This window comes from Massilia sp. KIM (assembly GCF_002007115.1).
GTDB lineage: Bacteria > Pseudomonadota > Gammaproteobacteria > Burkholderiales > Burkholderiaceae_D > Telluria.
Genome location: NZ_MVAD01000001.1, coordinates 242,653 through 265,930, shown reverse-complemented (window position 1 = coordinate 265,930; position 23,278 = coordinate 242,653). Strand labels below are relative to the sequence as shown.

23 protein-coding genes are annotated in these 23,278 nt (G+C 66.7%); 5 read left to right on the top strand and 18 right to left on the bottom strand.

Translation table 11 applies throughout. From position 1 onward, the window contains the following. The first annotated feature begins 184 nt into the window (after positions 1-184). From B0920_RS01295 to B0920_RS01275, 5 genes are all read left to right on the top strand, one after another. Positions 185-931 (top strand): hypothetical protein, encoded by a 747-nt coding sequence (locus B0920_RS01295; protein ID WP_078030789.1) that lies wholly within the window; start codon positions 185-187, stop codon positions 929-931. Positions 932-1,288: 357 nt separating this feature from the next. Continuing rightward, the gene (locus tag B0920_RS01290) at positions 1,289-2,869 is read left to right on the top strand and encodes a flavin monoamine oxidase family protein (RefSeq protein ID WP_078030788.1); all 1,581 of its coding nucleotides are present in this window, start codon (positions 1,289-1,291) and stop codon (positions 2,867-2,869) included. Beyond that, entirely contained in the window at positions 2,866-3,279 is a 414-nt protein-coding gene (locus B0920_RS01285) for a cytochrome c (RefSeq protein ID WP_078030787.1), read from the top strand. The genes B0920_RS01290 and B0920_RS01285 overlap by 4 nt, the downstream gene beginning before the upstream one ends. A gap of 42 nt (positions 3,280-3,321) precedes the next feature. Then, positions 3,322-3,807, top strand: a complete 486-nt coding sequence (locus B0920_RS01280; protein ID WP_078030786.1) for a RidA family protein — start codon at positions 3,322-3,324, stop codon at positions 3,805-3,807. Between the two features lie 57 nt (positions 3,808-3,864). Then, positions 3,865-6,369, top strand: a complete 2,505-nt coding sequence (locus tag B0920_RS01275) for a TonB-dependent siderophore receptor (RefSeq protein ID WP_078030785.1) — start codon at positions 3,865-3,867, stop codon at positions 6,367-6,369. Here B0920_RS01275 and B0920_RS01270 read toward each other — a convergent pair. The 18 genes from B0920_RS01270 to nuoG all read right to left on the bottom strand — a co-directional run bounded on the left by B0920_RS01270 (position 6,326) and on the right by nuoG (position 23,277). After that, positions 6,326-7,270 (bottom strand): ion transporter, encoded by a 945-nt coding sequence (locus B0920_RS01270; RefSeq protein WP_078030784.1) that lies wholly within the window; start codon positions 7,268-7,270, stop codon positions 6,326-6,328. The genes B0920_RS01275 and B0920_RS01270 overlap by 44 nt on opposite strands. Beyond that, on the bottom strand, positions 7,267-7,695 hold the full coding sequence (locus B0920_RS01265; RefSeq protein ID WP_078030783.1) for a VOC family protein: 429 nt from the start codon (positions 7,693-7,695) through the stop codon (positions 7,267-7,269). Before B0920_RS01265 ends, B0920_RS01270 begins: the two co-directional genes overlap by 4 nt. Further along, positions 7,685-8,236 carry an NADPH-dependent FMN reductase gene (locus B0920_RS01260; protein WP_078030782.1) on the bottom strand — a complete coding sequence of 184 codons (552 nt, stop codon included), beginning with the start codon at positions 8,234-8,236 and terminating at the stop codon, positions 7,685-7,687. Before B0920_RS01260 ends, B0920_RS01265 begins: the two co-directional genes overlap by 11 nt. Positions 8,237-8,313: 77 nt before the next feature. Further along, positions 8,314-8,622: a hypothetical protein gene (locus tag B0920_RS01255; protein WP_078030781.1), complete on the bottom strand. Its 309-nt coding sequence runs from the start codon at positions 8,620-8,622 to the stop codon at positions 8,314-8,316. Between the two features lie 2 nt (positions 8,623-8,624). Then, positions 8,625-9,914, bottom strand: a complete 1,290-nt coding sequence (locus tag B0920_RS01250; protein WP_078030780.1) for an MFS transporter — start codon at positions 9,912-9,914, stop codon at positions 8,625-8,627. A 350-nt stretch (positions 9,915-10,264) separates the two neighbouring features. Beyond that, on the bottom strand, positions 10,265-10,777 hold the full coding sequence (gene ispF / locus B0920_RS01245; RefSeq protein WP_078030779.1) for a 2-C-methyl-D-erythritol 2,4-cyclodiphosphate synthase: 513 nt from the start codon (positions 10,775-10,777) through the stop codon (positions 10,265-10,267). Between the two features lie 11 nt (positions 10,778-10,788). Then, positions 10,789-11,490: a 2-C-methyl-D-erythritol 4-phosphate cytidylyltransferase gene (gene ispD / locus B0920_RS01240; protein WP_078030778.1), complete on the bottom strand. Its 702-nt coding sequence runs from the start codon at positions 11,488-11,490 to the stop codon at positions 10,789-10,791. Beyond that, the gene (locus B0920_RS01235; protein WP_078030777.1) at positions 11,490-12,185 is read right to left on the bottom strand and encodes a hypothetical protein; all 696 of its coding nucleotides are present in this window, start codon (positions 12,183-12,185) and stop codon (positions 11,490-11,492) included. The genes ispD and B0920_RS01235 overlap by 1 nt, the downstream gene beginning before the upstream one ends. A gap of 4 nt (positions 12,186-12,189) precedes the next feature. Continuing rightward, positions 12,190-12,747 carry an NUDIX domain-containing protein gene (locus B0920_RS01230; protein WP_078030776.1) on the bottom strand — a complete coding sequence of 186 codons (558 nt, stop codon included), beginning with the start codon at positions 12,745-12,747 and terminating at the stop codon, positions 12,190-12,192. Between the two features lie 78 nt (positions 12,748-12,825). Then, positions 12,826-13,149 (bottom strand): DUF2818 family protein, encoded by a 324-nt coding sequence (locus tag B0920_RS01225; RefSeq protein WP_078030775.1) that lies wholly within the window; start codon positions 13,147-13,149, stop codon positions 12,826-12,828. Between the two features lie 4 nt (positions 13,150-13,153). Beyond that, positions 13,154-14,659 carry an NADH-quinone oxidoreductase subunit NuoN gene (nuoN, locus tag B0920_RS01220; RefSeq protein WP_078033240.1) on the bottom strand — a complete coding sequence of 502 codons (1,506 nt, stop codon included), beginning with the start codon at positions 14,657-14,659 and terminating at the stop codon, positions 13,154-13,156. Between the two features lie 11 nt (positions 14,660-14,670). After that, positions 14,671-16,173: an NADH-quinone oxidoreductase subunit M gene (locus B0920_RS01215; RefSeq protein ID WP_078030774.1), complete on the bottom strand. Its 1,503-nt coding sequence runs from the start codon at positions 16,171-16,173 to the stop codon at positions 14,671-14,673. A 21-nt stretch (positions 16,174-16,194) separates the two neighbouring features. After that, entirely contained in the window at positions 16,195-18,309 is a 2,115-nt protein-coding gene (gene nuoL, locus B0920_RS01210) for an NADH-quinone oxidoreductase subunit L (protein ID WP_078030773.1), read from the bottom strand. Between the two features lie 39 nt (positions 18,310-18,348). Next, complete coding sequence (nuoK, locus tag B0920_RS01205; RefSeq protein WP_027863874.1) at positions 18,349-18,657, bottom strand: NADH-quinone oxidoreductase subunit NuoK; 309 nt, start codon at positions 18,655-18,657, stop codon at positions 18,349-18,351. Then, positions 18,654-19,322 (bottom strand): NADH-quinone oxidoreductase subunit J, encoded by a 669-nt coding sequence (locus tag B0920_RS01200; protein WP_078030772.1) that lies wholly within the window; start codon positions 19,320-19,322, stop codon positions 18,654-18,656. The genes nuoK and B0920_RS01200 overlap by 4 nt, the downstream gene beginning before the upstream one ends. A 17-nt stretch (positions 19,323-19,339) precedes the next feature. Continuing rightward, positions 19,340-19,828 (bottom strand): NADH-quinone oxidoreductase subunit NuoI, encoded by a 489-nt coding sequence (gene nuoI / locus B0920_RS01195; RefSeq protein WP_078030771.1) that lies wholly within the window; start codon positions 19,826-19,828, stop codon positions 19,340-19,342. A 15-nt stretch (positions 19,829-19,843) separates the two neighbouring features. Then, complete coding sequence (gene nuoH / locus B0920_RS01190; protein WP_078030770.1) at positions 19,844-20,938, bottom strand: NADH-quinone oxidoreductase subunit NuoH; 1,095 nt, start codon at positions 20,936-20,938, stop codon at positions 19,844-19,846. Then, positions 20,938-23,277 (bottom strand): NADH-quinone oxidoreductase subunit NuoG, encoded by a 2,340-nt coding sequence (gene nuoG / locus B0920_RS01185; RefSeq protein ID WP_078030769.1) that lies wholly within the window; start codon positions 23,275-23,277, stop codon positions 20,938-20,940. The genes nuoH and nuoG overlap by 1 nt, the downstream gene beginning before the upstream one ends. Position 23,278: the final 1 nt, after the last annotated feature.

The following is a 23,278-nucleotide window of genomic DNA, read 5'->3' as shown; positions in this document are numbered from 1 at the left end:
CTCAGGGGTTGGACGGAGTGCCCGCAGCGCCAGCTGCAGGCGCAGGCTTGGGCACGAGCTTAGAAGGTAAAGGCCTGGCCGCGGGGCCGCTTGATGTGCCCCAAAAGTGTCCGCCGCCCGGGCCGCCGGTCCTGGCGCGATCTTTGCATCAGAGAAAGCACCTGAACTCGTCCGTGAGGTGCCGATGCTGTTAGCAAACGATGTGATCGCGTATCCAGGACCGCCGTCCCAGGCCCTGCGCATCCTGTGGATCGATCGCGAGCGGGCCCTGGCCTGGGTGTTCGCACTGCGCCAGGAACGCGCCCTGCCGCGGCAGGTGGAACTGGGCTCGCTGGTGCGCGACGTGCAGGACGGCCGCGCGCGGCTGCTGCCGACCGACCCCTATGCGGCCGCGCGCCCGGCCGGGACCGTGCCGCCGGCGCACGCGGCGCTCCAGGCGCGCGCGCTCGACGCCGTCCAGTCCCTGCATGCCGGCCTGCCCGCGCTCTACCAGCAGCGCGAGCGCGCCGCGCTGCTGAGCGCCTACGCCGATGCCCACGGGGTGTCGCGCGCCACCCTGATGCGCTACCTGCGGCGCTGGTGGGAACGCGGCCAGACGCCCGAGGCGCTGCTGCCCGACTACGCCAACTCGGGCGCGCGCGGGCGCACGCGCATGGCGAACGCGGGCGTCAAGCGCGGCCGGCCGCGCAAGGGCCTCCTTCCGGGCGCCAATGCCGACGCCCGCATGCGCGCCATTTTCGTGGCCGCCGCCGCGCGCTACGCCGCCACCCACGAGGTGTTCTCGCGGCGCGCCGCCTACCGCCAGATGCTGGCCGATTACTTCCATGACGCCGAGCCGGGCGTGGTGCCGAGCTACGGCCAGTTCCGCTACTGGCTGGAGCGCGATGCCCAGACCCTGCCTCCCGGCGCGGGGCGCCGGAGCGCGCCCTGAGCATGCCAATCCGGTGCATCGGCGTCACGCAATGGTGCAACGCCGCATTTTCAGATCGCGGCGCCCTGCACCGGCCCGTGCGGCCCGTCGGCGCGGGCGAAAAACAAAGTGTGGACGGGAAAAATAAACTTTGTGTGACACGGCCTGGCATGGCCAAGCGTCAATACAGCGCGAGAATGGCCGTGAACAAACATTATTCGACCAGGATGGCTTACCGCTAACTTACATCTGCAAAATCGTCTTGCAAACTATATTTTGTTTGCAAATCGTTCTCATTTACCGCATTCCCTTGGCACGGCTATTGCTGAAAGACAGCTCGAGCGAGTAAGTCTTTCCTGTCTTGACCATGAGGTGCGGATGAAACGTTCGACCACGTCGCTGACGCGACGCGAATTCCTGTACCGCGCGGCCGCCGTCGGCGGTTCGGCGCTGTTACTCAACACCCTGAACGCCTGGGGCATGGGGATCCAGTCCCGCGCCACGGCGCCCCCGGCCCTGAGCGGCAGCGGCAAGGGCAAGAAAGTGGTGATCCTCGGCGCCGGCCTGGCCGGGCTCACCGCGGCCTACGAGCTGCGCAAGCTCGGCTACGAGTGCGAAGTGCTGGAGGCGCGCGGCTTCGCCGGCGGGCGCTGCCAGACGGCGCGCAAGGGCTTTCGGCTGCAGGAGCTGGGCGGCGAGGAGCAGGTGTGCCGCTACGACGCCGGCCATTACCTGAACCACGGCCCCTGGCGCATCCCGCTCGACCACCAGTCGACCCTCTACTACACGCGCCAGTTCGAGATTCCGCTCGAGATCATGGTCAACGATAACGACCATGCCTGGGTCTATCTCGAAGACGGCGGCCCGCTGTCCAGGCGCCGCCTGCGCGGCGCCGAGATCAAGGCCGACATGCGCGGCCATGTGGCCGAGCTGCTGGCCAAGTCGGTGCGCGGCAGCCAGCTCGACACCCTGCTCACCCGCGACGACCAGGCCCTATTGCTCGACTACCTGGCCCACGAAGGCGCGCTCAGCAAGAGCGACCTGCTCTACCGGGGCCGCAACGGACGCGGCTGGGCGGTCAATCCCGGCGCCGGGCTGAAGCCCGGCACGCCCTCCGACCCGCTGGCCTTCCGCGACCTGCTGGCGTCCAAGGTGGGCCTGGTCTACAGCGCGGTCCAGGAGTATCCGATGCACGCCACCATGTTCCAGCCGGTGGGCGGCATGGACCAGATCCCGCAGGCCTTCGCCAAACGTCTCGGCAAGGCCGTGCGCTACCAGGCAGAGGTGCAATCGATCCGCCAGGGCCAGGGCAAGGTGACCGTCAACTACAAGGACCTCGCCAGCGGGCGACTGGCCAGCACCAGCGCCGACTGGTGCCTGTGCACGGTGCCCCTGTCGGTGCTGCGCGGCATCGACACCGATTTTTCCGATGGTTTCAAGGCCGCGATCAAGGCCGTCCCCTATGCCCCGGTGGGCAAGATCGGCCTGCAGATGAAGCGCCGCTTCTGGGAAGAGGACGACCACATCTACGGCGGCCACGTGCTGACCGACATGAAGGGCATCAACGTCATCTCCCTTCCTTCCGGCAACTGGCAGCAGAAGAAGGGCGTGGTGCTGGGCTACTACCACTATGCGCTGGACGCGATCGAAGCGAGCGCCCTCAGCCCCGCCGAGCGCGCCGAATTCGCGATGGCCGCCGGCGAGAAGATTTTCCCGGCTTACCGCGACGCCTACGAGAACGCCTTCTCGGTGGCCTGGCACCGGGTCCAGTACAACCTGGGCGGCTGGGCCGACTGGAACGAGGCCGCGCGCAAGTCCGCCTATCCGGTGCTGCTCGAAGGCCAGGACCGCGTGCTGCTGGCCGGCGAGCACCTGAGCTACCTGACCGGCTGGCAGGCCGGCGCCATCGAATCGGCCTGGCAGCAGATCGAACAACTCCACAAGAGGGCAAGCGCATGACACCCCGCATCCTGATTTCCCTGCTGCTGCTGGCGGCCCCGTTGACCCTCCCGGCCATGGCCCAGGACGGCCCCGCCCGCCCCGACGGCAAGACCCTCTACGCCAAGAACTGCGCCGCCTGCCACCAGGCCAACGGGCGCGGCATTCCCGGCGCCTTCCCTGCCCTGGCGGGCAACGATTTCCTGGCCGGCGCGCCGGTAGAGGTGGCCACCGTGCTGCTCAAGGGGCGCGGCGGCATGCCGGACTTCAGCGCCAGCCTGGACGACGCCGAGATGGCCGAGGTCCTGAGCTACGCCCGTAGCAGCTGGGGCAACCGGTCCGGCGCGGTCAGCACCCAGGAGGTGCTGGCCCAGCGCAACGCGCTCCAGCTGCCGCCCGCCAGCCGCAGCCGCTTCGGCAACCAGCACTGATCCGCTACACGGTTTCCCTTCCTCACGATGAAAGAGCACTTCATGAAAAACACGCTTGCCGCCCTGCTCCTGCTGCCTCTCGCCATCCATGCCCAGTCGCAGGAGATCGTGCGCCACAAGATTCCCAATTCCGACTTCCCGATCGCGCTGGCGGTGAGCGTGCCGCCCAGCGCCACCATCCACTTCATCAGCGGCCAGGTGCCGCCGGTGGTCAACAAGAGCGCCGACCCGAACGCCATCGCCGCCTTCGGCGACACCAAGACCCAGACCATCGGCGTCCTGAACCGCATCAAGGAGATCCTGGCCGGCATGGGCCTGGGCATGGGCGACGTCGTGAAGATGCAGGTCTTCCTGGTCGGCGACCCCGGCAAGAACGGCCGCGCCGACGTCGCCGGCTTCATGGAGGGCTACACCCAGTATTTCGGCGGCGCCCAGCCGAACCTGCCGGCGCGCGCCGTGATGCAGGTCGCGGCGCTCAGCAACCCGGGCTGGCTGGTCGAGATCGAAGTGGTCGCCGCCAAGAAGTGATTTCCGCGCGCCCGCGGGCGCGCTCCACAGAATTCGTCGTCAACTAGGGGGTAATACATGCAGAAGGTCATCATCCAGACCGGCGTCGCAGCCGGCATCCTGTCCTGCGGCCTGGGACTCGCGCACGCCGGACCGGCGGACACGCCGGACGACAAGCCGGCCGCGGCCGACGAGGCCCCGGCGGCGGCGGCCGCGCCGGCCTTCGACCCGGCCGCGCCGGGCATCACCACCAGCGGCACCGTGATCGTGACCGGCACCCGCGCCGCCGGCCTGAAGGTGGAGAACAGCGCCTCGCCGGTGCAGGTGCTCGACTCCAGCTCGCTGGCGCGCACCGGCCAGCCCGACCTGATCCAGGCACTGTCCCAGAACCTGCCTTCGCTCAATGCCCAGGCCTTCGGCAGCGACATGGCCAACATGACCCTGTCGGCCCGCCTGCGCGGCCTGAGCCCCAACAACACCCTGGTGCTGGTCAACGGCAAGCGCCGCCACGGCACCGCCAACCTGGCCGTGCTGGGCGGCCCCTACCAGGGAGGCGCGGCGGCCGACCTGAACTACATCCCGGTGGCCGCGATCGACCACGTCGAGGTGCTGCAGGACGGCGCCGCCGCCCAGTACGGCACCGACGCGATCGCCGGCGTGGTCAACATCATCCTCAAGTCGAACTACCGCGGCGGCACCGCCAACGTCAACGGCGGCGGCTACTTCGATGGCGGCGGCCACACCGGCGACGGCATGGCCAACATCGGCCTCGCGCCCTTCCAGGACAGCTTCCTGAGCCTGACCGCGGAAACCAAGTACCACGGCTTCTCGAACCGCGGCGGGATCGATCCGCGCGTGATCGATCCGGCCACCGTGGCCGCCCAGCCGACCCTGACCCAGGCGCCGGGCTACCCCTACCTCAACAAGATCTCCGGCGACGCCCAGTACCGCCAGCACATCCTGGCCGCCAACTTCGGCGCCGAGCTCAGCCCCGGCCTCTCGCTGTACAGCTTCGGCACCTACGGCAAGAAGGAGGCGCGGGCCTGGGAGAACTACCGCATGCCCAACCGCCTGCCGCAGATCTACCCCTTCGGCTTCAGCCCGCAGGAAACCTTCGACGAGGAGGACTACGCGATCACGATCGGCCTGAAGGGCAGCGCGGGCGGCTGGCGCTGGGACCTGTCCTCGACCTACGGCAAGGACGAGGCCGAGCTGGGCGTGGCCAATTCGGCCAACGTCTCGCTCTACCAGGACACCGGCTCGACCCCGCTCAATTTCAAGGCCGGCGAGTTCCACGCCAGCCAGTGGACCAACAACTTCGACCTGAGCCGCGAGTTCGAGATCGGCTGGGCCACCCCGCTGACCTTCGCCGCCGGCCTGGAACACCGGCGCGACACCTACGCCATCGTGGCCGGCGACGCCGCCTCGCGCTACAAGGAGGGTTCGCAGTCCTACCCGGGCTTCTCGCTCACCGACGCCGGCAGCCACGACCGCGACAACAAGGCGATCTACGTCAACGTCTCGGGCCAGCCCCTGCCCGGCTGGACGGTCGACATCGCCGGCCGCTACGAGCACTTCAGCGACTTCGGCAACGCCAAGGTGGGCAAGCTGACCAGCCGCTACGACTTCTCGCCGGCCGTCGCGGTGCGCGCCACCTACAGCAACGGCTTCCGCGCGCCGACCCTGGCCGAGTCCTACTACTCGGCCACCAACGTGTCGCCGCGCAGCGCCTTCGTGCAGCTGGCGCCGAACTCGCCGGGCGCGCGCCTGGTGGGCATCGACGGCCTGCGTCCGGAGGCCTCGACCAACATCAGCGCCGGCATCGTGCTCAATCCGAGCGCCAACCTGGCGATCACGCTGGACGCCTACCAGATCAGCATCCGCGACCGCATCGTCGGCAGCGGCGCGGTGTACGGCTCGGGCGGCGCGGTGAATTCGCCGGCGGTGACGGCGGCGATCCTGGCCAACGGCAACGTGCTCGACCCGACCGTGGTGCAGACCGGCATCAACATCTTCACCAACGCGGTCAACACCCGCAGCCGCGGGCTGGAAGCGGTGGCCACCCTGAACAGCAACTACGGCGAATGGGGCCGGGTCGACTGGTCGGCGGCGGCCAACTACAACCGGGTCAAGCTGCGCAAGATCAACCAGGCCCCGGTCCAGCTCCAGCCCCAGACCCTGCTCGACGCGACCGCGATCTCCCACCTCGAGACCGCCTCGCCCAAGACCCGCGTAAACCTGGGCGCGCTGTGGAAGATCGGGAACTGGACCATCAACCTGCGTGAAGCGATCTTCGGCAAGTCCTCGGAGATGGCCTCGAGCGACGGCGCGGTGTACTACAAGACCGAGATCGACACCACCGCGATCACCGACCTGGAAGTGAGCTACCAGTTCGGCAAGCGCTGGACCCTGTCGGTAGGCGCCAACAACCTGTTCAACGAGTATCCCGACCAGGTGAACCCGGCCCTGCTGGCCGAGCAGCGCGCCAACCTCGACAACGCGGCGGTGACGATCTACCCGAGCTTCTCGCCCTTCGGCATCAACGGCGGTTACTACTACGCCCGTCTCGGCCTGAAGTTCTGAGCGGCGGGCGCGGGCGCAGCGTGAGGCCCGCGCCGCAATCCTTGCAGAACTTCGAGGCCGCCTCGTGGCCGGCGCTGCCGCAGGCCGGGCAGCGCCGCGCCGGCTGGCGCGGACGCTCGGCCCCGCCGCGGCGGTCGTTGCGGCGCGCCGTCATCTCGGCCGTCACGATGCCGGTCGGCACAGCAAGAATGCCCCAGCCGAGCAGCATCATGAAGGAAGCGATGCCGCGTCCCAGGGTGGTATGCGGGGTCAGGTCGCCATAACCCACCGTGGTCATGGTGACCGTGGCCCAGTACATGGCCATCGGGATGCTGGTGAAGCCGTGCTCCGGTCCCTCCACCACGTACATCACGGTGCCCAGGATCAGGATCAGCATCAGCACCACCGACAGGAACACCAGGATCTTGCGCCGGCTTGCCAGCAAGGCTTCCCCCAGGCGCGTGTATTCCTCGATGTAGAGGGTGAGCTTGAAGATGCGGAACACGCGCAGCAGGCGCAGGATGCGGATGTCGAGCAGCAGCTCGCTGCCGGGCACCAGCAGCGACATATAGGTCGGCAGCACCGACACCAGGTCGATCACGCCATAGAAGCTGGTGGCGTAGCGCAGCGGCCGGTTGACGCAGGCCAGGCGCGCCAGGTATTCCACCGTGAACAGCAGGGTGAAGCCCCACTCCAGCACCGCCATCGGGCCGGCATAGCGGCCCCCGATCGAGGGCACGCTGTCGAGCACCACCACCAGGATGCTGAGCAGGATCGCCACCACCAGGCCAATGTCGAAGTTGCGCCCGGCCGGGGTGTCGATGCCGAAGATGACGTCGAACATGCGGCGGCGCCAGCCGCGCGCCGGACGGCCGAACACGTCCGGCAGCTCCTGGGGCGCAGGTGCTGTGAGCGGCGTCATGCGCTGGGCGGCCCCTTGAGCTCGACCGTGTTGCCCTCCGGGTCCTGCAGGTAGATCGAGGGGCCCTCGCCTTCGGCGCCATAGCGCGACTCCAGCGGCCCGGCCTCGACCCCGTGGCGCGCCAGGTGGGCGCGGATGGCGGCTTCGTCGAAGGGTTCGACGCGCAGGCAGAGGTGGTCGAGGTTGCGCCCTTCCCGGCCCGGCGCGGCGCCGCCCATGCGGCCCAGCTTGCCGTCCACGCGCACCAGGTCGATCAGGGCGCTGCCGGCGCGCAGCTGGATCAGGCCGAGTTCGTTCTGGCGGCGTTCGACCGGGCAGCCCAGCACCTCGCCGTAGAAACCCAGCATGGCCTCGGCATCGCGCACGCGCAGCACGATGTGGTCCAGCCCGCGCACCGGAATCGCGCCCGCGGGTTCAGGCAGCATGACGCTCCACCCAGGCCGCGAAATTGTTCACGAAGCCCTGGAAGAAGGCGCGCGTCGATTCGTCCACCAGGCGCTCGCCCTCGAACTTGGCGGCCACGCCGCCGACATAGACTTCGGCAGGCATGGTCGGCATGTTCAGGAAAGGCAGCATCTGGCGCAGGTGGTGGTTGGCGCCGAAGCCGCCCATCGCACCCGGCGAGACGCTGACGATGGCGCAGGGCTTGCCGGCCCACGCGGCCTTGCCGTAGGGGCGCGAGCCCACATCGATGGCGTTCTTCAGCGCGGCCGGCACCGAGCGGTTGTATTCCGGGGTGCAGAACAGGATGCCGTCGGCGGCGCGGATGCGATCGCGGAAAGCGGTGAAGGCGGCCGGCGGGGTGGCCGTGTCCTCGTCCTCGTTGTAGAGCGGCAGCTCGCGCAGCTCCACGATTTGCATGTCGAGGCCGGCGGGGGCCAGTTCGATCAGGCTGTGCGCCACCTTGCGGGTGAAGGATGCCTTGCGCAGGCTGCCGACGATGACGGCGATGTTGCGGGTTGCCATGGTGCTCCTTTCGGGTCCGTGTGCTGGGAAGACCCGATGGTAACCATTTTTACAAGACCGCGCGCGAATCGGCGGACTTACAGGCGCAGACGTCGGTATTGCTCGAGGAAGACGGCGGCTTCCTTCTTGCTCAGCACCCGCACCGGGTCGCCGTGCCAGGCGTAGAGGAAAGGCTCGCCGCCCTGGCGGTCGGTGAGCTTGGCCGAGATCAGGAAACGGGTGCCCGCCGGATACTGCGCGGGGTCGCTCAAGGCCCGCGCGCACTGCACGCGCAGGCTCACCGCGTAGGCCTGGCCCGGCAGCGGCCGGATGCGCAGGCGGCCGCTGCGCGGGTCCGGCACCGACTCGACCGCCACCTCGCGGTAGGCCCAGGCCTCGCGCGCCATGCTCAGCCCTTCGCCGGGCTCAGGCCGGCAACGGCGCGCGGCGACTGCTCGCGGATCGGCAGGTTGACCAGGGCCGCCGCCAGCGCCAGCAGGATGTCGGCGTACCACATCCAGGTGTAGTCGCCGCTTTTCACGAAGGCCAGGCCGCCCAGCCAGGCGCCGAAGAAGCCGCCGATCTGGTGCGACAGCAGGGTCAGGCCGAACAGGGTCGCCAGGTAGCGCATGCCGAACAGCTTGCCCACCAGGCCGGCCGTGGGCGGCACGGTGGCCAGCCAGGTGAAGCCCAGCAGGGCCGCCATGATGTAGAAGGTCCAGGCGGTCTTGGGCGCCAGCAGGTAGCCGACGATGATGATGGCGCGCGCGAAGTAGATGATGGCCAGCAGGTGCTTCATGCGGTAGCGCGAGGACAGCGCGCCCGCGCTCAGGCTGCCCAGGATGTTGAACAGGCCGATCAGGGCCAGGGCCGTGGCCGAGACATTGGCCGGCAGGCCGCACAGGGCCACCTCGCCCGGCAGGTGGGTGACCAGGAAGGCGATGTGGAAGCCGCAGGTAAAGAAGCCGGCGTGCAGGTAGAGGTAGCTGCGGTCGCGCATGGCTACGCGCAGCTGTTCGGTCAGGGTCATGGAGGCGGCCGGGGCGGCCGGGGCGGCCGGGGCCGCCGAGGCTGCCGACCCGGCCGGCGCCGACGGGGCCGCCGGCACGCCCGGCTTCTTGCCGCGCAGCGGCCAGCTCAGCGGAATGGTGAGCAGGGTCGCCGCGGCCATGGTCAGCATCGCCCACACCCAGCCGGCGCCGGCGATGATGGCCTGCATCAGCGGCGCGAACACGAACTGGCCGAAGGAGCCGCCGGCATTGATGAAGCCGGAAGCGAAGGCGCGGCGCGAGGCCGGCAGGCGCTGGGCGGTGGCGCCGATCAGGATCGAGAAGCTGCCCGCCCCCGCCCCGGCCGCCGACAGCACGCCCATGGTCAGGATCAGGCCCCACTGGGTGTCGACGAAGGGGGTGGCGGCGGTGCCGGCGGCCAGCATCAGGCCGCCCAGCACCAGCACGCGGCCGGGGCCGTATTTATCCGCCACGGCGCCGAAGATCGGCTGGGAAGCGCCCCACAGGAGCTGGGCCACGGCCATCGCGAAGCTGATCGAGGCGATGCCCAGGCCGGTCGCGGTATTGATCGGAGACAGGAACAAGCCGGTGGTCAGGCGCGCGCCCATGGTGATCATGAGGATGGCGCTGGCGGCCAGGATCAGGGCCCACGCGGCGCGCGGGGTCATCTCGGGTTGTTGGGTGCTCATGCACGTCTCCTGCGTGGTCAAGAACGACGCGTGGGCCGGACCGCGCGGGAGCGCGCCCCGACCCACACGTGGTCGGTCAACCATTATAGTGCAGTTGCACCTAGTTGTCGTAAATGCCTCGCCTTATGGCTCAATGCCATTCAGTTAGCGCATACGCGTCATTCCGGCGTAGGCCTGGTCGGCCACGCCGGAATCCAAGTTTTGTTGAGCTGATGAGACGCTGAACTTGGGCCCCGGCCTCCGCCGGGGCGACGGTTTCTCGGCTGACTGAACACCATTGCGCCTTATGGATGCCCTATGGCTCGCCTTATGGATGCCCTATGGCTCGACGTATGGCTCGCCTTATGGCCTCATCCCGCGGCGCGGATCAGCAGCGCCACCGCTTCCGCCGCCATGCCCTCCTCGCGTCCGAGAAAGCCGAGCTTCTCGTTGGTCTTGGCCTTGATGTTGACCTGCTGCGGCGAGACGCCGAGGTCCTCGGCGATGCGCGACACCATCTGCGGGATGTGGGGCGCCATCTTGGGCGCCTGGGCGATGATAGTGGCGTCGACGTTGCCGATGGTGTAGCCGGCGTTCAGCACGCGGTTGGCCACCTCGCGCAGCAGGGTGCGCGAATCGGCGCCCGCGAACATCGGGTCGGTGTCGGGGAAATGCTTGCCGATGTCGCCCAGCGCGGCCGCGCCCAGCAAGGCGTCGATGATGGCGTGCAGCAGCACGTCGGCGTCCGAGTGGCCAAGCAGTCCCAGGCGGTGCGGGATGGTCACGCCGCCGACGATGAGCTTGCGCCCCTCGACCAGCGCGTGGCAGTCATAGCCGGTCCCGATGCGGAACGGCGGAGTCGGATTGTAGGATGCGAGTGCCATGTGTTCTCAGTTCAGTCGTTGCGGGACGCGGCCAGGTAGATCTCGGCGATCCGGATGTCGGCCGGCAGCGTCACCTTGAGGTTGCAGGGGTGTCCTTCTACTAATTTGGGGGCCAGTCCGAGCGCTTCAACCGCACTGGCGTCATCGGTAATACGCTCGGGGTCGGTGGCGGCGTCGAGGGCGCGCACCAGCAGCGCCTTGCGGAACATCTGCGGCGTCTGCGCCAGCCACAGGCCCTCGCGCGGCACGGTCGCGAGCCCGTCGCCGCTGCGCTTCTTGACAGTGTCGACCACCGGCAGGGCCAGCAGGCCGCCGACCGGGTGGGCGCCGGTTTCCTCGACCAGGCGCGCGATCAGTCCGGCATTCAGGCCGGGGCGCGCGGCGTCGTGCACCAGCACCCAGTCGTCCTCGGCCAGCTGCCCGTCGAGCCGGCGCAGGCCGTTGCGGATCGACTCCATGCGGCTGGCGCCGCCGCAGCGCAGCACGGTCACCCCGTCGGCGGGCAGGAGCGCATCGATGTAGGGGTCGTCTTCGCTCACCACCACATAGGTGTGGGCGATCAGGGGACTGGACAGGAAAGCATCGATGGTGTGGCGCAGCATGGGCTTGCCATTGATCGGCAGGTACTGCTTGGGACTGCCGGCTGCCATGCGGGCGCCCACCCCGGCGGCGGGAATCAGGGCGACGTATCGTGGAATTGCAGGGTTGGTCATTAAGTACGGCTTCGTGGTGCGGTTCTGATTAAGGACTGTACCTCACCTGCGCAGACCTTGCCTAGACGCGCGTATTCCTGCGGCGAATCGATCTCGGCCTGCAGCGCCTCGACCTTCGCCAGTTCGCTTCTAATATAGGGCATCCAGCTGCGGTCGATTTCGTTCTGGAGCAGAGCTTGCGCCTGTCCGGTGCGCGCGTACAGGGGCCTGGACTGGAAGCGCTGGGCCAGCGCGGCGCGCACGCGCGCCTCGACCTTGGGCAAGTGGTCGAGATAGGTATTGAGGTGGCGCATCTCGTGCGCGAGCACCTGTTGATACGCGCAGGATCCGGGCTTGAACTCCCGGCCCACGTAGACCACGATGGTCGGGTAGACCAGGGCGATATCGATGCGCGGCGCGATGCATTCGTAGCCGCTGGCCGGGTCGGCCAGCATGCGCCCGCCGACCTGGATCGCGACCCGCGCCTCGGTGTGGGTCAGGCCGAGCACGAAGGCGTTCGGCCGCGAGCGTCCCTTCAGCCGGGTCAGGTCGTAGGTGGAGCGGGTGTTGTCGATCCGGTAGCCATCCTGGCGGCTGCTCAGGACCGCCACCGCGCCGCCGATCGTGTCCTCGCAGCGCGCCTGGAACGGGGTGCGGCCCTGGGCCGCGGCGAGCGGCGCCAGCAGGAACAACGCAAGCGCGGCCGCGAGCCTCATGGATTCAGGCGGGGCTCCAGGCGCCCGCGAGGATCTTTTCCAGCCAGAAGCTGCCGATGATGGTCTTGACGTCGGTGATCTCGCCGCGCCGCACCATCTCCAGCAGTTCGGGCACCGTGGCCGTGAAGGTCTCGAGGAATTCGCCCTCGTCGAGCTGCTGCTGGCCGGGCACCAGGTCCTCGGCCAGGAACAGCTCGAGGTGCTCGTCCGAATAGGCGATCGCGTTGTGGATGGTGCACACGAAGCGCCACTTGCCGGCGGTGTAGCCGGTCTCTTCCTGCAGCTCGCGCTTGGCGCAGGCCAGGTGGTCTTCGCCCGGGTCGATCTTCCCGGCCGGGAATTCGATGAAGACCTGGCCGTTCGGGTAGCGGAACTGGCGTTCGAGCAGCACGCGGCCGTCGGGCAGCAGCGGCAGGATCACGACGGCGCCGGGGTGGCGGATGAATTCGCGGTCGCTCTCGGCCCCGTTGGGCAGGCGGATGCGGTCGCGTTCGACTTTCAGGAAGCGGCCATCGTAGACGACGCCGCCATCGATGCGGGTTTCCTTCAATTCCAGGGTCATGCTTTCTCCATTGCAGCGTTGGGAAAGGCGCGCGCGGCCCGTGCCGGCCCTGGAAAAGAAAAACGGCCCGAAGGCCGTTCAGACGCGCCGCTTGCGCAGGTAACGCCAGACGAATCCGGGGAAGGCAAGCACCAGGAACAGGCAGGCGGTCACCGCATAGAATTCCCAGTTCTGCGTAAATACGCCGCCGATCCGGGACTCGAGCAGCCGGGCTACCGCGCCGACGATGAAGTATAGAACAATCAGCTCCAGCAGGCGCAGGGCGAAGCGCTTGCCGTGCGCCTGGCCACCGGGCGCGGGCTTGACGGCGACGAAGCCGAACACGCGCTCGGTGAAGAAAGGCAGGTTGGCGGCCGCCACGGACAGGGCGACCACCAGCCAGACAGCCAGGGAGGTATCCACCGGCTTACTTCGCCAGGGTTGCCTGCATGGTGGTGTAGCACACCGCCAGCAGCCAGCCCGGGACCACGCCCAGCGCCACGACCGCCAGGCCGTTGAGCGACAGCACCGCGCGCATGTCGCCCGGGGTGTGGATCGGCGCCGTGTCGGCGGCGTCGTCGAACCAGATGGTCTTGACGATGCGCAGGTAGTAGAAGGCGCCGATCAGCGAGAACAGCACCGCGACCACGGCCAGCCACACCATGCCGGCGGTGGCGACGGCCTGCAGGACCGCCCACTTGGCCATGAAGCCGACCATCGGCGGCACGCCCGCCAGCGAGAACATCAGGATGGTCATGACGATCGCGAACCAGGGGCTGCGCTTGCCCAGGCCTTTGAAGTCCGAGATCAGCTCGGCTTCGTGGCCGGCGCGCGCCAGCAGCATGATCAGGCCGAAGCTGCCCACGGTGGTCAGGACGTAGGTGATGGTGTAGTACATGGCGGCGCTGTAGGAAGCGGCGGCGTTGCTGCTGTCGCCGTTCACCACGCCGGTCATCATGGCCAGCACCACGAAGCCCATCTGGGCGATGGTCGAGTAGGCCAGCATGCGCTTGATGTTGGTCTGGGCGATCGCGGTGATGTTACCCACGGCCAGCGACAGCACGGCCAGCACCAGCAGCATCTGCTGCCAGTCGAAGGCCATCGACGGCAGGGCCTCGACCAGGATGCGGATCACCATGGCGAAGGTGGCCAGCTTGGGCGCGCCGCCCAGCAGCAGGGTGACCGCGGTCGGGGCGCCCTGCACCACGTCCGGAACCCACATGTGGAAGGGAACCACGCCGAGCTTGAAGGCCAGGCCGGCAACGATGAACACCAGGCCGAACACCAGGATGGTGGCGTTGGCTTCCGGCGCGGCCGAGACCTGGCCGATGGTGGTGATGTCGAGCGAGCCGGTGGCGCCGTAGATCATCGACATGCCGTACAGCAGGAAGCCCGAGGACAGCGCGCCCAGGATGAAGTACTTCATCGCGGCTTCGGTCGAGATCGCGTGATCGCGGCGCAGGGCCACCAGGGCGTAGAGCGAGAGCGACATCAGTTCCACGCCCAGGTAGAGCGTGAGCATGCTGTTACCCGAGATCATGATCATCTGGCCCAGCATCGAGAACAGGGCCAGCACGTAGAACTCGCCGCCCAGGTTACCCGACATCATCTGGCGATCGTCCGCGTACTGGCGCGAGTACACCAGGGTCATGGCCACGGCGATATAGGTCACCAGCTTGAGCAGGTTCGACATCGGATCGGACACATACATGCCCGAGAAGGTGAACACCGTCGCGCCGGCATTCATGTCGGCCAGCGTGAACACGGCGCAGCCGCCGATGGCCAGCAGGCTCAGCACGTAAGTCAGGGTGCGCTTGCCCTCCTTCTGGAACATGTCGATCAGGAGGATCGCGGACGCCGCGACCAGCAGGAAGATTTCAGCGTAGACCGGCGCCAGATTGGTGTCGGTTGCCGCTTGCAGAGTCGTAGTCATTTCGTTCATGGTTATTGAGGCAGCTTGCTGACTGCAACGTGCTGCAGCAGGTCGGTGACCGAGGTCTGCAGGGTTTCGGCGATCGGCGCCGGATACAGGCCCATCCACAGGGTGGCGATGGCCAGTACCGACAGGATGGCGAACTCGCGGCCGTTCAGGTCGGTCAGCTCGGCCACGTGCTTGTGCACGATGGAACCGAACACGACGCGCTTGACCATCCACAGCGAGTAGGCGGCGCCCAGGATCAGGGCGGTGCCCGCGGCCACGCCGGTCCAGAAGTTGAACTCGACGGCGCCCAGGATCACCATGAATTCGCCGATGAAGCCCGAGGTGGCCGGCAGGCCGGCGTTGGCCATCGAGAACAGCACGGCGAAGGCGGCGAACTTCGGCATGGTGTTGACCACGCCGCCGTAGTCGGCGATTTCACGCGAGTGCACGCGGTCGTAGAGCACGCCGATGCAGAGGAACATCGCGCCCGACACGAAGCCGTGCGAGATCGACTGCATCAGGCCGCCCTGCACGCCCAGGTCGTTGAACATGAAGAAGCCCAGGGTGACGAAGCCCATGTGGGCGATCGACGAGTACGCGACCAGTTTCTTCATGTCCTTCTGGACCATGGCGACCAGGCCGATGTAGATCACGGCGACCAGGGACAGGCCGATGACGACCGGGGCCAGGTAGTGCGAGGCGTCCGGGGTGATCGGCAGCGAAAACCGGAGAAAACCATATGCGCCCAGCTTCAGCATGATCGCGGCCAGCACGACGGAACCGCCGGTCGGCGCTTCCACGTGGGCGTCCGGCAGCCAGGTGTGCACCGGCCACATCGGGACCTTGACGGCGAAGGCCATGAAGAAGGCGATGAAGATCAGGATCTGCTCGTTCATCGTCAGCGGCAGGCGGTGCCATTCCAGGATGTCGAAGCTGCCTGCCTTGTTGTACAGGTAGATGATCGCGACCAGGGTCAGCAGCGAGCCGAAGAAGGTGTACAGGAAGAACTTAAACGCCGCGTACACACGGTTCGGGCCGCCGAACACGCCGATGATGATGTACATCGGGATCAGGGTGGCTTCGAAGAAGAAGTAGAACAGCAGGCCGTCCATGGCGGCGAACACGCCGATCATCAGGCCCGACAGGATCAGGAAGGAACCCATGTACTGGGCCACGCGCTCCTCGATCACCTGCCACGCCGCCAGCACCACGATGATGGTGATGAAGGCGGTCAGGGGCACGAACCACAGCGACAGGCCGTCCACGCCCAGCTTGTAGAACACGTTGAAGCGTTCGATCCAGGCGGCCGACTCGTAGAACTGCATGCCGTGGGCGGCATTGTCGAAGTTGGCGATCAGAGGCAGGGTCGGCAGGAAGCTGACCACGGCGCCCACCAGCGACAGCAGGCGCACCAGGCCCGCGTTCTTGTCACGGCCGACTGCCAGGACGATCAGGCCGAAGAGGATCGGGAGCCAGATCGCCAGGCTCAGGTAAGGTGGAAAGGTAGAAATTGTTGACTGCATCATGTTTGTTTTCTCTGCCTGTGATTAACCGCGCCAGAACGGGAAGAAGTACAGCAGGGTTGCCAGCACGCCGACGATCATCACGAATGCATAGTGATAGATGTAACCCGTCTGGAAGGTACGGGTGACCGTCGAGAACCAGCCCACGAGCTTGGCGCTGCCGTTGACGAGCAGGCCGTCGATCAGGCCACGGTCGCCCACTTTCCACAGGCCGCCACCGATGGCGCGCGCGCCGCCGGCGAACACGACTTCGTTGAACTTGTCCATGTAGTACTTGTTGTCCAGCAGGGTGTGCAGCGGCTTGAACTTGGCATAGAACCAGGCCGGCACGCGCGGATTCACCATGTAGCAGTAGTAAGCCAGGGCCACGCCGGCCAGGGCCAGCCAGAACGGTGCGGTCGACAGGCCGTGGATCGCCATCGCCATCGCGCCGTGGAACTCCTCGTTCAGGGTCGCCATCGCCGGGTGGTTCTCGCCGACGAAGATCACGCCCTTGAAGAAGTCGCCGTGCAGCATCGGGCCGATCGCCAGGTAGCCGATGATCACCGAGGGGATCGCCAGCAGGATCAGCGGCAGGGTCACCACCCAGGGCGACTCGTGCGGCTTCTGGCCCGGGGCCAGGCCGTGGTGGCCGTGGTCGTCGTGCTCTTCCTCATGGTGGGCGTCCGAATCGTGCAGGGCGTGCGGATCGCCGTGGCCGGCGGCCGCGACCTTCTGGTCGTGGGCATCTTGCGCGTGGCTGTCATGGCCATGGGCATGGTGCCAGCGCTCTTCCCCGTGGAACACCAGGAAGTACATGCGGAAGGAGTAGAAGGCGGTCACGAAGACGCCGGCCAGCACCGCGAAGTTGGCGAAGCCCGCGCCCGGGATGTTGGTCGCGTGCACCGCTTCGATGATCGAGTCCTTCGAGTAGAAACCCGAGAACAGCGGGGTGCCGATCAGGGCCAGCGAGCCGAGCAGCGAGGTGATCCAGGTGATCGGCATGTACTTGCGCAGGCCGCCCATGTTGCGCATGTCCTGGTCGTGGTGCATGCCGATGATGACCGAGCCGGCGCCCAGGAACAGCAGGGCCTTGAAGAAGGCGTGGGTCATCAGGTGGAACACGGCCACCGAGTAGGCCGAGGCGCCCAGGGCCACGGTCATGTAGCCGAGCTGGGACAGGGTCGAGTACGCGACCACGCGCTTGATGTCGTTCTGGATGATGCCCAGGAAGCCCATGAACAGCGCGGTGATCGAGCCGATCACGATGATGAAGGACAGCGCGCCGTCCGACAGTTCGAACAGCGGCGACATGCGCGACACCATGAAGATGCCGGCGGTAACCATGGTCGCGGCGTGGATCAGGGCCGAGATCGGGGTCGGGCCTTCCATCGAGTCCGGCAGCCAGACGTGCAGCGGGAACTGGGCCGATTTACCCATCGCGCCGATGAACAGACAGATGCAGGCGGCGGTCAGCAGCGGCCAGCCGATGCCGGGCACGCTCATGCCGGCCAGCTTGTCGGCCTGGGCGAACACATCGGTGTACTGCATCGAGCCGGACGCGGCCAGCAGCAGGCCGATGCCCAGGATGAAGCCGAAGTCGCCGACGCGGTTGACCAGGAAGGCCTTCATGTTGGCGAAGATCGCGGTCGGACGGGTGTACCAGAAACCGATCAGCAGATACGAGACCAGGCCCACCGCTTCCCAGCCGAAGAACAGCTGCAGGAAGTTGTTGGACATGACCAGCATCAGCATCGAGAAGGTGAACAGCGAGATGTACGAGAAGAAGCGGTTGTAGCCTTCGTCCTCGGCCATGTAGCCGATCGTGTAGATGTGCACCATCAGGGAGACCGAGGTCACCACGCACATCATCATCGCCGACAGCGTGTCGATCTGGAAGCCGACCGCCAGCTTGAGCGTGCCGACCGTCATCCAGGTGTAGATGTCTTCATTGAAGGTGGCGCCGTCGAGCACCGCCATCAGGGTCTGGACCGAGATGATCAGCGCGATCAGCACGCCCAGGATGGTCGCCGTGTGCGACACCTTGCGGCCCACCACATTGCCCAAAAACTTGGTGCCGAGCAGGCCGGCGATCGCCGAGCCTGCGAGCGGCGCCAGAGGCACCGCCAGTAACATTGAGGAAGAGAGTTGCCCCGCCATTGTTGAACCTTAGTCGTTATTGTTAGTCAGCCGAGACCGTCAGCCCTTCAGGCTGTCGAGGTCTTCCACATTGATCGTGTCCAGGTTACGGAACAGGACCACCAGGATCGCCAGGCCGATCGCCGATTCGGCGGCCGCGACGGTCAGAATGAAGAACACGAAGATCTGCCCCGCCGCGTCGCCCAGGTAGTGGGAAAACGCGACGAAGTTCAGGTTCACCGCCAGCAGCATCAGTTCGACGGCCATCAGCAGGATGATGATGTTCTTCCGGTTCAGGAAGATGCCGATCACCGAGATCGCGAACAGGATCGCGCCCAGGATCAGGTAGTGTGCGAGCGACAAGGTCATGGGGTCTCCTTCGGGGCTGCCGCCGCTGCTGCCGCCGCTGCCTTCTCGGCATTGGCTGCATCGATGGCGCGCTGGTTGACCGCTTCCACCTTGACGATGCGCAGGCGGTCGTTACGCTTGACGCGGACGGCGAGGCCCGGGTCGATGGCTTTGGTGTCCTTGCGCTTGCGCAGGGTCAGGGCGACTGCGGCGATGATCGCCACCAGCAGGATCACGGCCGCGATCTCGAAGCCGTAGATGTACTTGGTGTAGATCAAGAGGCCCAGTTCCTTGGTGCCGCCGATGTTCAGCGCGGCAGCCTCGGCCGACAGGTCGGTCTGGTTGTAGGCGCGGTACAGGACGGCGGCCATTTCCAGCACGATCAGGGCGCCGATGCCCGAAGCCAGCGGCAGGTAACCCCAGAAGCCTTCGCGCATGCGGTCGATATTAATGTCGAGCATCATGACGACGAAGAGGAAGAGCACCATCACGGCGCCGACGTAGACCAGCACCAGCACGATGGCCAGGAACTCCGCCTTCAGCAGCAGCCAGATGCCGGCTGCGTTGAAGAAGGCCAGCACCAGGAACAGCGCGGCGTGGACCGGGTTCTTGGTGGTGATGACGCGCAGGCTGGCCAGCACCATGATGGCCGCGAACGCGTAGAACAGGAAAGTTGTGAATTCCATGAAAGGACAGCCTCTTCTTATCGGTATTTCGCGTCCGCTTCGCGGGCGGCGGCGATGTCGGCTTCGTAGCGGTCGCCCACGGCCAGCAGCATCTCCTTGGTGTAGTAGAGATCGCCGCGTTTCTCGCCGTGGTATTCCAGCACGTGGGTTTCCACGATCGAATCGACCGGGCAGGACTCTTCGCAGAAGCCGCAGAAGATGCACTTGGTCAGGTCGATGTCGTAGCGCGTGGTGCGGCGGGTGCCGTCTTCGCGCTGCGCCGACTCGATCGTGATCGCCATCGCCGGGCACACCGCTTCGCACAGTTTGCAGGCGATGCAGCGCTCTTCCCCGTTGGGGTAGCGACGCAGGGCGTGCAGACCGCGGAAGCGGTTCGACATCGGCGTCTTCTCTTCCGGGTACTGGACCGTGATCTTGCGCGACAGCGCATAGCGACCGGTCAGGGCCAGGCCCTTGAAGAGTTCGGACAGCATCAGGCTGCCGAGGATTTCTTTAACTCGATTCATTTGTTGTCTGCTTCCTTACTTCAACGGAGTAGCCCAGATGTTCCAGGGCGTCTGCATCCAGACAGCGACCAGCACGAGCCAGATCAGGGTCAGCGGGATGAACACTTTCCAGCCCAGGCGCATGATCTGGTCATAGCGGTAGCGCGGGAAGGTGCCGCGCACCCAGATCATCAGCGAGACGACCAGGAACATCTTCAGGAACAGCCAGAAGAAACCGCCGACAGCGCCGAATTCCAGGAAGCCGAAGGGAGCCGACCAGCCGCCCAGGAACAGGATCGCCACCAGGGTCGAGATCAGGATCATGTTGGCGTATTCGGCCAGCATGAACATCGCATAGGACATGCCCGAGTACTCGACCATGTGGCCGGCCACGATTTCCGATTCGCCTTCCACCACGTCGAAGGGGTGGCGGTTGCACTCGGCCAGGCCGGAGACGAAGTAGATCACGCACAGCGGCAGCAGCGGCAGCCAGTTCCAGGACATGAAGTTGATGCCCATGTCGGCGAAGCGGCCCATCTGCTGGCTGGCGACGATGTCGGACAGGTTCAGGCTGCCGGTCACCATCAGCACCACCACCAGCACGAAGCCGATCGGGATCTCGTAGGAGATCATCTGGGCCGAGGCACGCATCGCGCCCATGAAGGAGTACTTCGAGTTCGAAGCCCAGCCGGCGATGATGATGCCGTAGACTTCCATCGAGGTGATCGCCATCAGGAACAGCAGGCCGGCGTTGACGTTGGCCAGCGCGGCTTGCGGACCGAAGGGCACGACCGCCCAGGCGGCCAGGGCCGGCATGATGGTCATGATCGGACCGATCACGAACAGGCTGCGGTTGGCCTTGGCCGGGATCACGATTTCCTTGAGCAGCAGCTTGACCGCATCGGCGATCGGCTGCAGCAGGCCGCCGGGGCCGACGCGGTTCGGGCCGACGCGGATCTGGATCCAGCCGATCAGCTTGCGCTCCCACAGGGTCAGGTAGGCAACCAGGCCCATCAGCGGCAGCAGCACCACCACGATCTTCAGCACGGTCCAGATCAGCGGCCAGACCGGGGCGATCGGGCTGGCTGCGCCGAACTCGTAAAAACTATCGATGTAACCGGGCGTTGCCATTACTTGCCCTCCCCTGCTTTTTCAACACTGATGGAACCGAACATGGCGCCGAGGGTGGCGACGGCCGGGTGGCCGGCGGCCACGCGCACTGCGTTCGACGGCAGGCGCGCATCCACGTTGGCCACCAGGACGGCGCTACCCGAACCCTGGGTGATCTTGACCTTGTCGCCGGCCTGCACGCCGAGCTGCTCGGCGACCGCCTTGGACAGGTTCACCAGCGGCGCGTGGGCGTCGGCGGTGCGCTGCAGCGGCTCCGAACGGCGCGCCAGGGCGTCGGTGAAGTAGATCGGCACGTCGGCGATGCGCTCGAGCTGGCCGGCGGCGGCGTACTTGCCCGCGCTCGGCGCCAGCTTGGCGACGTTGTTCAGCGTGCCCTTGACGTCGGTGTTGCCCTTGCCCAGCACTTCTTCGCGGATGGCTTCCGAGGTCTCGTAGTCGAAGCCTTGCAGGCCCAGCAGGTTGCCCAGCACGCGCAGCACTTTCCAGGCCGGACGGGTCTCGCCCAGCGGACGCACGGTGGCGTTGAAGCTCTGTGCGCGGCCTTCGCAGTTGACGAAGGTGCCCGAGGTCTCGGTGAAGGGCGAGATCGGCAGCAGGACGTCGGCGTATTCCATGCTCTGCTTGAAGGCGGACATGGCCACGACCATCTCGGCGCCGTGCAGGGCCGCCAGGGCTTGCTGCGGGTTGCCCGCATCCAGCTCCGGCTCGGCGTTCAGCAGCACATAGGCCTTCTTCGGCTGGGCGAACACAGCCTCGCCCTTGCCGGTGGCGCCGACCACGTAACCGCCCACGGTGTTGGCGGCTTCGACCAGGTAGCCGAACTCGCAACCGGTCTGCTCGGCGATCCACTGCGCGGCCGCGTGCAGCTTGGAGGCTTGCGGGTGGTTGGCGGCGGCATTGCCCAGCAGGACGGCGCCCGGCAGCGCAGCATCGCCGGTCACGACCAGCGCGGCGGCGATGCCCTTGGCGCCGGCGCCCGCCTCGATGCCTTCGAAACCTGCCGGGGCGGCGACGCCCTTGGCGGCGGCCACGGCCACCACGACTTCGGACAGCGCGGCCAGCCAGTCGCCAGGCGCGGCGATCAGCTTGTTAGCGACCGGCATCAGGAGGTCGTCGTCGGCGGCGTGCAGGACGGACAGCTTGGCGCCGCCCTTCACTGCCTGGCGCAGGCGGGTGGCGACCAGCGGGTGATCCTTGCGCAGGAAGGAACCGATGACGAAGGCGCGCTTGAGCTTGCTCAGCGCGGCGATCGGCATGCCCAGCCACGGGGTGACCTGGCCGTCCAGGGCGAAGTCGCTCTGGCGCAGGCGGAATTCGACATTGTCCGAACCCAGGCCGCGGAAAGCCTTGTTCAGCAGGTGCAGCTCTTCCAGGGTCGAGTGGGCGGTGGCGACGGCGGCGATGGCATCGGCGCCATGTTCGTGGCGGATGTTGCGCAGGCCGTGGGCCACGTACTCGAGGGCGGTCTGCCAGTCGGTATCGATCCACTTGCCGTCCTGCTTGATCATCGGGTTGATCAGGCGGTTGGCATTGTCCAGGGCTTCGTAGGAGAAGCGGTCCTTGTCCGACAGCCAGCATTCGTTGATGGCTTCGTTTTCCAGCGGCAGCACGCGCATGACCTTGCCGCCCTTGACCTGGACGATCAGGTTCGAGCCCAGCGAGTCGTGCGGCGACACCGATTTACGGCGCTGCAGTTCCCACGGACGGGCCGAGTAGCGGAACGGCTTGCTGGTGAGCGCGCCGACCGGGCACAGGTCGATCATGTTGCCCGAGACTTCGGAGTCGACGGTCTTGCCGACGAAGGTGGTGATCTCCGAGTGCTCGCCGCGGCCGACCATGCCGAACTCCATCACACCGGCGACTTCCTGACCGAAGCGCACGCAGCGGGTGCACTGGATGCAGCGCGACATCTCTTCCATCGAGATCAGCGGGCCGGCCTCTTTCGGGGCCACCACGCGCTTCTCTTCGGCGTAGCGCGATTCGCCCTTGCCGTAGCCGACCGCGAGGTCCTGCAGCTGGCATTCGCCGCCCTGGTCGCAGATCGGGCAGTCGAGCGGGTGGTTAATCAGGAGGAACTCCATCACCGACTTCTGCGCCTGCACCGCCTTGTCGCTGTGGGTGCGCACGATCATGCCCGGCGAGACCGGGGTCGCGCAGGCAGGCATGGGCTTCGGCGCCTTTTCCACTTCGACCAGGCACATGCGGCAGTTGGCCGCGATCGACAGTTTCTTGTGATAGCAGAAGTGCGGGATATAGGTCCCGAGTTTGTTTGCGGCGTCCATCACCATGGAACCCGGTGGGACTTCGACTTTCTTGCCGTCTAATTCAATTTCAACCATT

What these genes read in the sequence shown, in the direction of transcription:
- B0920_RS01295 (WP_078030789.1), top strand. Translation starts at nt 185, where the DNA reads ATGCTGTTAGCAAACGATGTGATCGCGTATCCAGGACCGCCGTCCCAG.
- nuoK (WP_027863874.1), bottom strand. Translation starts at nt 18,657, where the DNA reads ATGACCTTGTCGCTCGCACACTACCTGATCCTGGGCGCGATCCTGTTC.
- B0920_RS01250 (WP_078030780.1), bottom strand. Translation starts at nt 9,914, where the DNA reads ATGAGCACCCAACAACCCGAGATGACCCCGCGCGCCGCGTGGGCCCTG.
- B0920_RS01270 (WP_078030784.1), bottom strand. Translation starts at nt 7,270, where the DNA reads ATGACGCCGCTCACAGCACCTGCGCCCCAGGAGCTGCCGGACGTGTTC.
- B0920_RS01265 (WP_078030783.1), bottom strand. Translation starts at nt 7,695, where the DNA reads ATGCTGCCTGAACCCGCGGGCGCGATTCCGGTGCGCGGGCTGGACCAC.
- B0920_RS01215 (WP_078030774.1), bottom strand. Translation starts at nt 16,173, where the DNA reads ATGATGCAGTCAACAATTTCTACCTTTCCACCTTACCTGAGCCTGGCG.
- B0920_RS01235 (WP_078030777.1), bottom strand. Translation starts at nt 12,185, where the DNA reads ATGAGGCTCGCGGCCGCGCTTGCGTTGTTCCTGCTGGCGCCGCTCGCC.
- B0920_RS01290 (WP_078030788.1), top strand. Translation starts at nt 1,289, where the DNA reads ATGAAACGTTCGACCACGTCGCTGACGCGACGCGAATTCCTGTACCGC.
- ispD (WP_078030778.1), bottom strand. Translation starts at nt 11,490, where the DNA reads ATGACCAACCCTGCAATTCCACGATACGTCGCCCTGATTCCCGCCGCC.
- B0920_RS01275 (WP_078030785.1), top strand. Translation starts at nt 3,865, where the DNA reads ATGCAGAAGGTCATCATCCAGACCGGCGTCGCAGCCGGCATCCTGTCC.
- nuoN (WP_078033240.1), bottom strand. Translation starts at nt 14,659, where the DNA reads ATGACTACGACTCTGCAAGCGGCAACCGACACCAATCTGGCGCCGGTC.
- B0920_RS01285 (WP_078030787.1), top strand. Translation starts at nt 2,866, where the DNA reads ATGACACCCCGCATCCTGATTTCCCTGCTGCTGCTGGCGGCCCCGTTG.
- nuoH (WP_078030770.1), bottom strand. Translation starts at nt 20,938, where the DNA reads ATGGCAACGCCCGGTTACATCGATAGTTTTTACGAGTTCGGCGCAGCC.
- nuoG (WP_078030769.1), bottom strand. Translation starts at nt 23,277, where the DNA reads ATGGTTGAAATTGAATTAGACGGCAAGAAAGTCGAAGTCCCACCGGGT.
- B0920_RS01255 (WP_078030781.1), bottom strand. Translation starts at nt 8,622, where the DNA reads ATGGCGCGCGAGGCCTGGGCCTACCGCGAGGTGGCGGTCGAGTCGGTG.
- B0920_RS01230 (WP_078030776.1), bottom strand. Translation starts at nt 12,747, where the DNA reads ATGACCCTGGAATTGAAGGAAACCCGCATCGATGGCGGCGTCGTCTAC.
- B0920_RS01260 (WP_078030782.1), bottom strand. Translation starts at nt 8,236, where the DNA reads ATGGCAACCCGCAACATCGCCGTCATCGTCGGCAGCCTGCGCAAGGCA.
- nuoI (WP_078030771.1), bottom strand. Translation starts at nt 19,828, where the DNA reads ATGAATCGAGTTAAAGAAATCCTCGGCAGCCTGATGCTGTCCGAACTC.
- ispF (WP_078030779.1), bottom strand. Translation starts at nt 10,777, where the DNA reads ATGGCACTCGCATCCTACAATCCGACTCCGCCGTTCCGCATCGGGACC.
- B0920_RS01200 (WP_078030772.1), bottom strand. Translation starts at nt 19,322, where the DNA reads ATGGAATTCACAACTTTCCTGTTCTACGCGTTCGCGGCCATCATGGTG.
- B0920_RS01280 (WP_078030786.1), top strand. Translation starts at nt 3,322, where the DNA reads ATGAAAAACACGCTTGCCGCCCTGCTCCTGCTGCCTCTCGCCATCCAT.
- nuoL (WP_078030773.1), bottom strand. Translation starts at nt 18,309, where the DNA reads ATGGCGGGGCAACTCTCTTCCTCAATGTTACTGGCGGTGCCTCTGGCG.